10 protein-coding genes are annotated in these 13,257 nt (G+C 44.9%); 7 read left to right on the top strand and 3 right to left on the bottom strand.

Translation table 11 applies throughout. From position 1 onward, the window contains the following. Window positions 1-8 precede the first annotated feature (8 nt). The gene (locus tag EJ063_RS03495; protein WP_126572613.1) at window positions 9-908 is read right to left on the bottom strand and encodes an AraC family transcriptional regulator; all 900 of its coding nucleotides are present in this window, start codon (window positions 906-908) and stop codon (window positions 9-11) included. 169 nt (window positions 909-1,077) lie between these two features. Here EJ063_RS03495 and EJ063_RS03490 point away from each other — a divergent pair, with 169 nt between their 5' ends. Both EJ063_RS03490 and EJ063_RS03485 read left to right on the top strand, forming a co-directional pair. Continuing rightward, window positions 1,078-1,914 carry a helix-turn-helix domain-containing protein gene (locus tag EJ063_RS03490; RefSeq protein WP_126572612.1) on the top strand — a complete coding sequence of 279 codons (837 nt, stop codon included), beginning with the start codon at window positions 1,078-1,080 and terminating at the stop codon, window positions 1,912-1,914. Between the two features lie 106 nt (window positions 1,915-2,020). Next, a complete protein-coding gene (locus EJ063_RS03485) occupies window positions 2,021-2,611 on the top strand; it encodes a GNAT family N-acetyltransferase (protein WP_126572611.1) in 591 nt (196 codons plus the stop codon). A 60-nt stretch (window positions 2,612-2,671) separates the two neighbouring features. Here the strand turns inward: EJ063_RS03485 and EJ063_RS03480 are convergent, their stop codons facing one another. Continuing rightward, window positions 2,672-4,660, bottom strand: a complete 1,989-nt coding sequence (locus tag EJ063_RS03480) for a U32 family peptidase (RefSeq protein WP_126572610.1) — start codon at window positions 4,658-4,660, stop codon at window positions 2,672-2,674. A 121-nt stretch (window positions 4,661-4,781) separates the two neighbouring features. Beyond that, window positions 4,782-5,534, bottom strand: coding sequence for a substrate-binding periplasmic protein (locus tag EJ063_RS03475; RefSeq protein ID WP_158675984.1), 753 nt, complete (start codon window positions 5,532-5,534; stop codon window positions 4,782-4,784). A gap of 121 nt (window positions 5,535-5,655) precedes the next feature. Here EJ063_RS03475 and EJ063_RS03470 point away from each other — a divergent pair, with 121 nt between their 5' ends. From EJ063_RS03470 to EJ063_RS03450, 5 genes are all read left to right on the top strand, one after another. Beyond that, window positions 5,656-8,238: an ATP-binding protein gene (locus tag EJ063_RS03470; RefSeq protein ID WP_126572608.1), complete on the top strand. Its 2,583-nt coding sequence runs from the start codon at window positions 5,656-5,658 to the stop codon at window positions 8,236-8,238. Window positions 8,239-8,258: 20 nt separating this feature from the next. Next, entirely contained in the window at window positions 8,259-9,161 is a 903-nt protein-coding gene (locus tag EJ063_RS03465; RefSeq protein WP_126572607.1) for a GGDEF domain-containing response regulator, read from the top strand. Between the two features lie 116 nt (window positions 9,162-9,277). Next, window positions 9,278-10,114, top strand: a complete 837-nt coding sequence (locus EJ063_RS03460) for a LysR family transcriptional regulator (RefSeq protein WP_126572606.1) — start codon at window positions 9,278-9,280, stop codon at window positions 10,112-10,114. Window positions 10,115-10,301: 187 nt separating this feature from the next. Further along, entirely contained in the window at window positions 10,302-12,317 is a 2,016-nt protein-coding gene (locus EJ063_RS03455) for an alkyl sulfatase dimerization domain-containing protein (protein WP_244225127.1), read from the top strand. A gap of 75 nt (window positions 12,318-12,392) precedes the next feature. Further along, complete coding sequence (locus EJ063_RS03450) at window positions 12,393-13,130, top strand: hypothetical protein (protein WP_126572604.1); 738 nt, start codon at window positions 12,393-12,395, stop codon at window positions 13,128-13,130. Window positions 13,131-13,257: the final 127 nt, after the last annotated feature.

The raw sequence follows: 13,257 nt of genomic DNA, 5'->3' as shown, positions 1-13,257 counted from the left end.
GCTTTCTGTTACTTAATCGCAGTACAAAAGCTTACATCGGCGTGCTGAGTTTGCGGATCGTAGCTGTGATAAAGCTCGAAGCATGGGCGATCATCGTTTTCAACACCAGTTTCAATCACCTTGCTCATCAAATCATCCCACGCTTTGGCATATTGGTTATGCTCGGTGATGTTTTGACGCATAACCGCATATTGCCCACCAGGAAAATCTTGCAGTTCAATCCCACTTGGCACTTGTGTATCAGCTGGGACCATCAAACAGATATCGGTGCGACATTTGTCATTCGGTGTGACTTCTGGGTTATCGTGATAGATAAAGATGCAGGTATTACCCGCTAAGTTTTTCATTCCAGCCCATTGATACAAACGGTTTGAAGGTTCTTCATAACCTTCACCATAAGGGCCTGTGACTCTGACGTAGGCGAGTTTAGTTGCGTCAAATTGTTGCATTTCCATTGTCTTTCTCCATGTCGTTGGTTCCGAGCCAGTATATGGAGTTGTCATCTCGCTTTCGTTTCCAATCTTGCGCAAGGTGTGTCCAATCTTGCTGTTTTGTGCCAGCGTTGAAAACTCTTGATAGTTTTTGCAATCACGAAAAGCGGTCGGTGTAACACCGTAATGTTGTTTGAACGCCTTGGCTAAACTCTGAGAAGAAGAAAAACCAAACTCTAATGCAATGTTGAGGACGGGTTGCTTGGTTTTGAATAATTCATCGGCTGCAGCTGCGAGCCGTAAACGGCGAATGAAGTCGGCCAGTGTTTCTCCTTGCACCGCTTTAAATGTGCGATGAAAGTGATAGGGAGAAAGGTTCGCTAATGCAGCCACTTCGGGTAGGTTGAGAGGTTGATTGTAGTTTTGTTCGAGGTAACGGATGACCGGAATCAACCGCTTTTTATAGTCTACACCCATTTATGTTCTCTCTATTCCCTGAATTATCATCTCAGGCTAACCGATTGAGGCAGAGTTTAAAACCTGGGCGTAAAAAGATGAGATTGTTGAGCAGAAAGCGTCTCGTGGATAAGCCAGTGAGATGGTGTAGTATTACCCATAGATTTGGTGGCGCTCAATTGAGGAAGCGATGATAGCGTGGAAGCAATCTATATCGGGATATGAGTGGCTTATCCATCAGGTGTGGTATCTGGAAGTAGAAGATGGCGAGGTGATTGACCCTAAGCCGCATCTCATTCCTAACCCAAGAGGACACCTTCTTATTACCCCGCCAGAGCAGCCCTATCAATATGAAAGTGGAGTGGGGCGATTATCTGGGTCTGGTAGCCACCTGCTAACAGCAAGTGAACACTTACTGCTACTAGAAGATACACCACCAATAAAGCGCATTGGGATTACATTTCGACCAGACGGGCTTTATATCCTTAACTCAGGCTTAGACACGCCTGCTAATCAATGTGGTTGGTTTGATTGGCTTTCTCCGCTATTTGACTCTGCCTTTCAGGAAAGCCTATGGCATGACACATCTAAGCAAGCTCTGCTCTTGGCGATAAGGAATCATTTTGATGATTTAGGCCTTAAACCTTGCACCACTAAGCCGTATCGTTTGACTCAAACTGTGCTTGCAGCAATGGATAAGCAGGCTGTCGATGTCCATCGTCCGTTGCTTGATGTCGAAGAGCTGGCCCGACTATGTCTGTGTTCGAGAAGGACACTAGAGCGAAGCTTCAAACAAATCGTGGGCTTGAGTATTAAGCAATATCAACAAATGAGTCGTCTAGAACAGATGATTTTGGCGCTTTACCAGCAAAACAGTGAGGTCGATTGGACGGCATTTTCACAGCAGTTTGGATTTAGTGATCAATCACACCTGATTCGTACCCTTAAGCAGCAGCTTAGAACCACCCCCAGTAAATATCTTAAAAGTCGTGATCTGACGATTGATGTCTACGGTGACTTTGAATAGTTGCTTGTTTCGCTCTTTAAATTGCATTGAAGTGGATGTTGTCGCAAAAATACAATCCTTATCGTAGGTCCCTCGTTATGATAGTTAACAGATAACGAGGTAACACATGTCATATCAAAAATTACAACAAGGCGACGTCATTTCATTTAACGACTCGTTGAATATCCAACTGATTCAAGCATCAGATCTACAAGAGATTATCGAGATGCTCAATGACGATGATGTGAATCAGTACTTATACTTTGCACCCGCTGACAACAGTATGTTTAAAGGCTTCTTTGATCCGATTATCGACAATACTCAACAGGCGATCCAAGAGGGAATTTGGCCCGAAAGTCCTACCTTTGTCATTCGTGACCTGCAAGGTAAATACATGGGGATGTGCGGCATTACATCAGTGGCTTTTTTGGCGGGTAACTACGAAATTGGTTATCAGTTGCCAGTTTGTGCTTGGGGGAAAGGCATTGCAACCCGCGCTTGCCAAATGATGACTGAGCTAAGTTTTACCCAACTTAACGCTCACAAGGTCAGTGCAGACTGCTATGGCTCTAATGTGGGTTCATACAAAACGCTTGAGAAATGCGGCTTTGTTCAAGAAGGTCGCCAAGAGGGTTACTACAAGCTTGCCGAAGAGTTTGATGACAAACTGTATTACGGCATGACCATCGAGCAATTTGAAAATCAGCGCACTGTTTAACAGTATAACGACAACGAAAAGGCCGCGAATTCGCGGCCTTTTTTGTGGATGCGCTCTGCCTTAGAGCCCTTTCGTATATTGGGCATTGGTCGTTGGTTGAATTACTGAATGCAGTGACTGACTAATCTCTTCTTTGTGGTTATCAAGCAGGGTTAAGAATGCCTGAATCAGATCTGATTTCTCTATGCTCACTTGCGTCTCAGTCTGAATGTCTCGCAAGTCGATCAAAATGTCAGTGAATAGGTTCGGCAGTTGCGCAAGCACTTCTAGGTTAAGCACATTGTGCTCGCTGTAAATCGCGTTGTGACTACCTTTATGTTTTTGGATCACATAAGGGTTGTCTTTCAAGTTGATGATTGAGGTGCGTTTCTCACAGCGCTTCAAACAGCCCTTATTGACTTTAATCTTGCGGCAACCTTCTGTTTGTTGGAACAAACATTGGCGGCTCGTCAGCAGCGTATTCGGGTGATAAATGCTGTAGAACAGCTGCATATTGTCACTGCGCTTAATATGGCGCATCTGCTTCATGTTGAGCTCGTTGGAAATAAACGCCCCCGCACAGGCGAACTCTTCTTCAAGGCAAGCAAGAGCATAAGAGTTGGTGATGTTCATTTGTGGTCCTGCAACCCAAGCAAGGTTAAGTTCTTTGGCTAGAAAGCCGACACCCAAATTGTTGGTCACCAATTGCTTTGGCCTAACCGCTTGTAAAAAGCGCTTAGCGGCGACAAAGTCATCGCCAATCAAAATTGCAGGGAACCATGGCATCAGGCTTGGGTTGGCACTGAACAGTTCAATCAAGTTGTCGCACTCTGCCGCTAAACCCATCGGGAGCTGATAATAGAAGTTCACTTCTGAATCGCTAAGCAAACTTAGGTCATCGTTTGACGAAACCAGTACAGATAGCTTTGGTGTCTCGACAGGCTTTGCTTCTGGTAATGCTTTTAGCTGAGGAACATCAATCGCCCCTTTGAGGCTTGCGCTATTCTCTGTAGCTTGGATTAGCTCCATTGCGCTGGTTTTTTCCGCCACGGTCTCAATGATGGCCGTCTTGTCATCATAAAGCTTCTTCTTAACCTGCTGCACTTGTTCGGTGCTGCTGCATTGGTACACCTCAGAGAAGTGCTTAACGGCATGATCGCGAGGGTTGTCGATGTACATCGCTTTGCCAAAGTCGCCTTTTAGGAACGCATTAGAGAAGTCACGGTTAAACACGGTATAAAGCTCTGTTGTGTCACGTGATAATTCCACGCCATCGCAGAAGCGATCTATTTGCTTACGCCAGTTATCCACCACGGTGTAGACGTAGTGAGATTTCTTGATTCGGCCTTCGACTTTCAATGAGTATACGCCTGCATCGACTAACGCTTCGAGATCGCCAAACGCCGAATTGTCTTTCATGTTGAGCGGGTAGTTGTTGCCCGTTTTGGTGGTTTCGTATTGTTCACGGCAAGGCTGGCTGCAGCGGCCACGGTTACCCGAGGCGCCATTACGAGCCGAACTGATGTAGCAAATGCCCGAAAAACCAATGCAGTAAGAGCCGTGAACGAACACTTCCATTAACACATCATGTTGCTTACCAAACTGAGCAAGGTGTTTGATTTCATCAATATTCAGCTCACGAGAGAGATTAACGCGGCTGGCGGTCAGTTGGTTGAGAAACAGGATCTGACCTTCGTTGTGCGTATTGAGCTGAGTAGAGGAATGAACATCCAAATCAGGAAAGTGGTGTTTTAGGATGTACGCCAAGCCAAGGTCTTGAACGATCACGCCATCAATGGCGGTGGTATTTAGCTGGCTCAGTAGGCGAACAATCGCAGGGATTTCACTTTCTAGAATCAACACATTTAAGGTAAGGAAGATTTTGCAATTGTGCTGATGCGCGATCGCTAACACGCCATTTAAGTTATCTAAGGTAAGGTTGGTTGCTCGGTTGCGGGCATTGAATCTATCTAGGCCGCAATAGATAGCATCTGCACCAGCTGCAATGGCGGCTTTGATTGAATCTAAGTCTCCACCGGGTGCTAATAACTCAAATTGATCACGTGTCACTGTATGTCTCTTTCACTGCATCATAAATCAGGCACGCAGTTTACGGGTTTCATACATTTGATGTTCGACTAGTTAACCTTTTATTAATCTGGGTCAAAAACAAATAATGTCTCAGTAATTCCTATTTGTATTTGCTGTGAATCCGTTCCATTTGTCCATCAGCGATCAGCTCTTTTATGATCTGATCAATCTGCCCGATTTTGCTGGTATGAGGGGACTTTTTAGAGATCGCATAATAGATCGGGACGGAGACTCCGGTGTTGTATTCCACGGTTTCAAATTTGTCACTGTAACCAAGCTTAAGCGTCTGGTAGTCGATGTTCGGGTTGGTGCCAATAATCACATCGATACGTTTGTTGGCCAGCATGTGGAGCAAAATCGCCTCTTCACTGACTTGGTATCGGTTAATTTTAGGGTCACTGTTAAAGGGTTCAAAGTATTCAGACTTTACGACAGTCCCAACCTTGAACTTATAAAGATCTTCATAGTTTTGAACCAGTGATGCTTCGCCTTTACGAACAAGAAAGGCCACTTCAACGTGAGAGTATGGGGTATCGGTGTAGGTGAGGTATTGCTCTCGCTCCTTATTTCGAGCAATGCCACTGATGATATCGACCGAGCCGACTTCGGTTTCGGCTAAACAGCGTTTAAATGAACATCGTTTGAGCTCAATTTTTTGCCCCAAGCGCTGACCAATAATGTGTGTCAGATCCATATCAATGCCGCTGTAAGGTTTTGTCTTAGTGAGGGCGTAAGGAGGCCACTCGCTGGCTACAGCGCTTAAATGCTCACTCGCCAGTGCTGGAAAGCTGAAAATCGCTAAGGTGATTAAGCTACGTATAAAGCTCGTTTTGATGGGATTATTGCGAGACATCCGTGTTCGAAGCAAAGTCATTCTCTCAAATTGTCGATGTAATAGTTATTATTATGTTAAAGATTTAACACGCGTATGCATTTAAGTTAACTTAGCTTGTAAAACAATCAAGGATGATGGTTTGAAAAGTCGATTGATGTCGTTAGTCAGTAATAAAATTGCCTTTAGGCAAGCGAGCTTTATTGTGCTGATGACTTTTGTGACAGGAATTTTGTTTAGTGGTTGGCAGCTTTGGTATGACATTAAGCAAGAATTGGCTGCGTTTGACGTTGAGATTCAACATAAGTTGACCGCCGTGCAACACCCCGCTGCAAAAGCGGCATTCCATGTGGATCCCGATCTGGCAGGTCAGATTGCGTATGGCCTCTTTCTCGATAAAGCCATATTGAGTGTTGAAATCATCGCTGATCTTGGTGCCGATGGTTTCTCGGAGCCTCTGGTTAGCGATTTTGTCGAGTTGACCCCAGACGAAAAGAGCTTTATTTCCGAATCGTTGCTTGGCGGAGAGCAGAGTTACTCACTTGATCTATTTTTAAGTGAAGAGCCCGAACGTCGACTGGGGATTCTCAAAGTAACGGCACATCCTCATGTCCGCGCGGAAAGTTTTTTAAATCGTGCGATCTCGACTTTCTTCCTTGGTGTTTTGCGAAACGGAATTATCGCTGCCATCGCTTTCTATTATTTCTATTCCACGCTCTCGGCACCTATTCAAAGACTCACCAAAGATTGGGAGTCCATCAACCCGGTTTTACCTTCGCCTGATGACATAAAGGGTAATGCGGCTGAACGTGATGATGAGCTAGGTCGTTTAGTTCGCCAGATGAAGTTAGTGCTTGCGGTAATGAAAGAGAGCGTGCTGAAACGGCAAGTGATGAAACAACAGCTCATTGAAGTGAACGAAAAACTTGAAGAGCGAGTGTTGGCCCGAACGCAAGAGTTGCAAGTGGCAAAGCAAGAAGCAGAGCTAGCGACCGATGCGAAGTCGAAGTTTCTGGCCCAAATGAGCCATGAAATTCGTAATCCAATGAATGTCGTTTTTGGCCTATGCCATTTGTTATCAAATAGCCCACTCACGAGTAAGCAACAAACCTATGTTGACCGAATCCATCACTCTAGCCGCGGAATGTTGCGACTTTTAAACGACATTCTCGACTTTTCACGTATTGAGTCTGGCAAGTTTGAGTTAGAGAGGGTGCTCTTTTCTTTACCAGATCTTGTCGAGTCCAGCGTTCAACAGTTCGCTCATTTAGCTCGGGAAAAACAACTCGATTTCTCTTTTGATAACGAATCCAAAGCTCAAGGGTTATGTCTTGGTGATCCTCTTAGAGTCGAGCAGATTGTCACTAACCTCATCACCAATGCTATCAAGTTTACTCAAACTGGCTTTGTGAAAGTCACGCTTAATACTGAGCAAAGAGAGCAAGGCACTCTATGGTTCATCGTGAGTGTGCATGACAGCGGTATCGGACTAAGCAGAGAAGAACTGACCCAGATCTTTGACCGTTTTTCTCAGGCAGAAAGCTCTACTTCGCGCCAGTACGGTGGTTCAGGATTAGGTCTGAGCATCAGTAGTGATCTGGCGGATCTGATGGGAGGTGTAATTACGGTTAAGAGTGAAAAGCACAACGGCGCTTGTTTCTCGTTTGAATGTCAGCTTCCAATGGCTGCTTCTGCGCAACCAGATCAGCGACATAGTAATGCAGTTGAAACTGAAGTTCAGAATGAATCTCGCCAAGCTCTTACCATCTTGGTGGTTGATGACGGAGAGATAAACCGTCAAATCCTATGCGAACTGATACATGGTCCAGATGTTCGTTGCTACGAAGCAAGCAACGGTATTGAAGCGATTGACTGGGTGAACAAACAACATTTTGACTTAGTTCTGATGGATATCCAGATGCCTGAGATGAACGGCTTGAAAGCGGCAGAGGTCATTAGGCAGAGTTTCACTTTAGACCAATTGCCTATCATTGCTGTCACGGCGAATGCGTTTGCCAAGGACAAAGAGCTCGCGCTGCAAGCTGGGATGAATACGAGCATCGAAAAGCCCATTGATACCACAGAACTCTATAACGTATTGCAGCAACATCTTTCTTTTTCCCCACTAATGCAGCCGAGCGTTAACAACTTCAGCGAATTGCCGAGTGGCTTAGTGGACAAAGAAAGCGCTCTCAATCGTGTCGGTTACAACCATTTACTCTACAAAGAACTGGCCGAGACGTTTTTCGCTAAGCATTCAGACAGTGTGATGGACCTACGCAGCCTGATCGATGCGGGAGATTTTCAAGCAGCTTTTGCTCTTTGTCATGCAATAAGCGGGAGTTTAGCTAACTTGGGGGCGCAATTAGGTGAACAGTCTCGTGAGGTTGAGCAGTCTCTGAGTAATGAGAACATTGATTGGGTCGTCTTGGGAGAATACTTCGACCTCCTGACATCGTCGATGAATGCGGTTCAAGAGTTTGTTGAACAGTTAAATAGCTCGGTGGCCTCAGGGGACACGACAAGGGTCGATGTAGACAAGTGCTTGGGTTTGGCGCGTCAGTATATTCAAGAAGGGAACAGCGATGCGGAACACGTTGTTGCCCAGTTGATGAACAATGTCAGTGATGAGCAAGCTAAGGTTTTAGAAAGAATTAAAATCGATCTCACTGATTGTGAATTTGATCGAGCCTTAGAGCAGTTCGATAGTCTAAAAATAACATAACAGTTAGTTGGCTGAGTAGTATGGACAGAGAATCACTTAAAGCACTCATTGTTGATGATGAGGCGATAAACAGGAAAATGTTGGCAAACATATTAGATGACTTTACCAACATAGTGGCGAAGGACGGTCATCAAGCTTTGCAACGTGCCCAAAATACAGATGATCTCGATATTATTGTATTGGATATCATGATGCCTGAAATTGACGGGTATGAAGTGTGTCGGCGTCTTAAGGCCGATCCGAAAACAGAGCACATTCCCGTTGTGTTCGTTACATCAAAAGGCAGTGAATATGATGAAGAACTCGGTTTTCGTTTAGGGGCTTCGGATTACATCACGAAACCGTTCAATAGCAGTATTGTTAGGGCCAGAATCGACAATCATGTGAGGCTGAAAAAGCAGTGTGACTTTCTAGAGAAGTTGAATGTCACCGACCCTTTAACTGGAATTGCCAATCGCCGAGCGTTGGAAGAAACACTTCAAAGAGAGTGGGCTCAGGCCAACGAGACACAGCAGCCGTTGTCCTTATTGATGATTGATATCGACTACTTTAAGGCGTTCAACGACTTATATGGGCACCAACAAGGAGACGAATGTTTGAAGCGGGTCGCTCGTGAAATTGACTCGCTATTACTGTCGTCTAGAAGCCACTTCTCTCGTTATGGGGGGGAAGAGTTTTGTATCGTTCTGCCTGAGGTTGAGAAAACGGAGGCTCAACAACTGGCAGCTAAAATTATTTCCGCTATTGAAACCGCCTCTCTTGAGCATCGTGGTTCAACGCTCAATGAAAAAGTCTCTGTCAGCATCGGTGTAACAACAAAATCAGCCCGATTAGAACGTGCATCTGATCTTATCGCTATCGCGGACAAAGCTTTATATTTCTCAAAGCGCAATGGCCGTGGTCAAAGTTGTTTTATGGATTGACGTCTTAGTTTACTGCCATAGACAGTAACTTTCATTGACCATAATTTGGACTGAAGTGTATGGTAAAAACCTGATTTCACGACGTTTGACTCGGAATCCTAACAGTGATGACAACGATGAATCTAAACTTTATCAAGCATTTCTTGGCCGTTTATGACTTTGGCAGTATTACCAAAGCGGCTGAGCATATGGATATGACTCAGCCTTCGATGAGTAGTGCGATAAAAAAGTTTGAAGAGAGTTATGGCCAGCCTCTATTTTTGAAGGTCGGCCGCACGATTCAACCAACCGAAGCCGCGGACTCATTGGCATACCAAATGCGGCCTATTATGGAGCAGCTTGATCAAGCTCTCTATTCCCAAAGGCAGTTGGTTGTGTGTGGACCTGAAATCATTCTTCAATCTTTACCAAATATGGATGGAGTATTACTTACCGAAAGCCCTGCTATTGAATATCGCATGCTCGATAAAATTCGCTCGGGTGAAGTGGATCTGTTGTTTGATGATATAACGGTGGACGATCATACCTTTGTGACTGAAGAGATTGGGGAATACAAAATTGGTTTCGCTTGCCGCCACGATCATCCGTTCATTGGCGAGACGCTGAGCATGACACAGTTCGAACAAGCCGATCATATTCGCTTGAGGCTACAAGATCGCAATGTGGGTGCTTTAGAAGCCCGTACAGATGAAATCTTTAAACGTAAGATTGTCCGTGAAGTGAGTGGCCCATCGAACCTACTCCTTAGTGTCAGGAACACAGATGCGCTCTGCATTGTTACCGAAAGCATGTTTGGCTTAGCAGAGGAACTTGGTCTTAAAGTGTTGGCGTCGCCTTTTCCGATTCGGCCTTATCAATTGAAGCTGATTTATCATAGACGTCATCTAACCAATAAAGCCCACAAAGATGTTCGAGAAAGTATAAAACACCATCTTACTAAGCCACTCAATTGAGTGGTTTTTTTTGCCATTCCAAAAACCAATGTATAGATAAAAGCTATGAATTGAATAGTCGCTGGTCAATGGTTAACCATACCTTTCCCTCTTAGTATTACCCCATCAACAGAGCAGACGGATTTGAAGTGAATTGGTAAGGATGCCCGAATCGATTAATCCAAAACTATTGTTTCAGGGTAATACTATGAAAAAGTCTATCGTTGCTTTATCTATCTTGGTTGCTTTTGGTGCATCAGCACATTCTCATGATGCTTCAGAGCGTTTGACTCATGGCGATCACAGCCACGCTTTTGATATCAGTGACTATAACGTCATCATCTCAGACAATTACGACCCAGTAAAAAATGGTGTGAAGTTTATTGAGCCTAAGTTCTCAGCAGAGAAAAACAGCTATGTTGAGCTATCAAACAAGGATGTATCAGGTCAGTTCCCTGAAATTATCTGGCGCGGCGAGCCATTGTTTACTCCAGAATATTCAAAAGAAAACATGCAAGCGGCTTTGAAGGACGGGAAGATTCATCCTGAACTTGCAGAGATGGAACAGCATCTAACGCAGCCCGTTATCTTCAAACTTAGCGATCGCATGTACAACGCCTATGGTTTTGAAGGCGCGTCCATTACCTTTATTCAAGGTGATGAAGGGTTGATTATTGCTGATGCAGGTTCGGCAAAAGAGACAGCAGAGGCCATGTTAGCGGCTTATCGCCAAGCAACAGGAGATAAGAGTGAAGTTCATACCATTTTCTATACCCACCACCACCCAGATCAGTGGGCGGGGAGTGAAGGTTTAACCACTCGTGAGCGTTTTGAAGCCGGAGAAATTAACGTGATTGCTCATGCGGATTTCCAACGCAAGATGAACGAAGAGTCAGGTATTTACCTCAATCAGCAATCGATCCGAACCGGTTACGCATTTGGTGCTTTTTTAGCTCATGATAACGAATATGATAAAGGGGTTAACCAAGGTGTTGGCTACCCGTCAAAAATTGTTATGCAATCGCAAAACAAGAACTTCTTTGCACCAAATATCTTAGTTGATGACTTGTTAATTCTTGAAATAGATGGTTTAACGCTTGAATTCTTCCATACCCCAGGTGAAGCACCAGATGGCGTAGGCCTCTATGTACATGAGACTGGTGATATGGTTGGCGGCGATACCATCCAAGGTGAAACGCTACCGAACCTCTACACCATTCGCGGTGCTGAGTATCGTGATGGTCTAGAGTGGGCAGATTCTATTGACCGTATGCGTCGTTACCATCCAACAGCGTTGTCACTGCACCATGGTCGTTCGGCGGTAGGGGCTGACCGTGTGGAAGATGTGATGAAAGCGTATGCAGACAGCCTACGTTACATGCAAGACCAAACGGTTCGTTTCATCAACAAAGGCTATACCATGCACGAGTTGTCAGACTCGATTCGCTTGCCAGAAGAGCTGAAAGATCATGACTATTTGCGTCCACTTCGTGGCTCTGAGTACCAAAACGTTGCCAACATTTATGCAGGTAATGTGGGCTGGTTCAACGGTGATGCGTCTGAGTTTGCAAAGCCAGCTCATAAAGATATGGCTCAAATGTATGTCGATATGATGGGTGGTGACGAGAAGATCAAGAAAGCGGCTGAGCAGTTCATCGAAGAGCAAAAATACGGTGAAGCAATGCAAGTGCTTACTCACGTTATCCGTGTTGACCACCAAGACATGGACGCTCGTGAACTGAAAGCACAAGCGATGGAAAACTGGGCGTGGGAGCAATCGGTACCAGGCTGGCGCCACTGGGGTTTAACAGGTGCAGCTGAGCTACGTGGCCAACTTGACGGCGTGCTAGATACGATGAACTTCTTTGGTGACGCGAGCAAATTTGTCGATGCGCCAACCGATGATGTGATTAGCTTGGTCCCAACCCGTTTGAAAGCGGAAGAGCTGAAGCCGGATGAGACGTTAGTAATTAACATGGATATTGATGGAGAAAGTTACCTAATCAATGTATCCAACCGCACTATGGCAATTGACAAGATGCACGCTGACAATGCTGATTTGACGGTGAAAGTGTCAAAAGCCGATTTTGTCCACCTGTTCTTAGTCAAGGACTTGAGTGTTAAAGATTCATCGGCAAAAACAGTCAAAGGAGACTTAAACAAACTGCAACGCCTAGTGGATGTGACTGACGTATTTTCTCCATTCTACCTACACGTTCGATAACCCAATTATCGAGTACTAGATGAGGCAGGGATGCCTCATCTTTCTTTTATTGGGAAATCAAATGGGCTAAGAAAGATGAAATTTGATAAGAATACCTTCATTCCACGAGCTACGTTTGCAGCAATATTCGCCACTCTCGTCATTGCTCCTCAACTCAAAGCGGAAGAAGTACAAGATATGAGTGACCCACTCGCAGTCTATACACAGGCAGGTGTGGGGTGGACGACGAAAGGCGTCAATATAAAGCTTGGTCAAGCGTATGATACGGGTGATGAAGATTCGATGGCTCAGCATGTATTGGAGCTAAAAGGAGTCGGGGGAGAGTTGCTGGGGACATCGGATCAAGCGAATGATTCTGTAGATTCCGTTCGCTATCGTCATTTCCATGTTGATACAACCAATGGTCGTGGTAATCAAGTCGACGTAAATTGGAATTTTGAACAAGGTGTAGGCACGACTTCTTACAGCCTAATTCAAGCTTTACCTAAGATTGGATCTGTTCAACTTTACCCATTGGCTGGCTTAGGTCTAACCATTGATGAGTCAGATAGCGGCTATGCCGTACCCGCTTCTTTTGCCTTAGTTGGTATGTATGGCAAAGTGGACATTACCGACTCAATTTGGCTGAATTACAATCCAATGTATACAAGCCAGCTTGGTGGAGACGAGCAATATGAAGACGGCTATGGTTTGGCTCATGAAGCTGCCGTTGGGTATCAAATTACACCACGCCACAATATTCGAGGTTTTTGGAACTGGGGTGATTCTTTTAACGGTACCGATTTTCGAGTTGAAATGAACATTCAGTTTTAGTTCTTAACCAAGCTCCCACATCTAGGGAGCTTTTTTGTTTCCCCCAACCCTGCACCCCGCCATCGAGATAATGGTTGCAATCTGCTCTAATTGCTTTAGTGTTATACCTATGTATAACACTAAAGCT

The sequence above is a fragment of the Vibrio aquaticus genome, assembly GCF_003970385.1.
Taxonomy (GTDB): domain Bacteria; phylum Pseudomonadota; class Gammaproteobacteria; order Enterobacterales; family Vibrionaceae; genus Vibrio; species Vibrio aquaticus.
The sequence above is the reverse complement of the archived record's forward strand: the minus strand, read 5'-3'. Positions and strand labels throughout refer to the sequence as shown.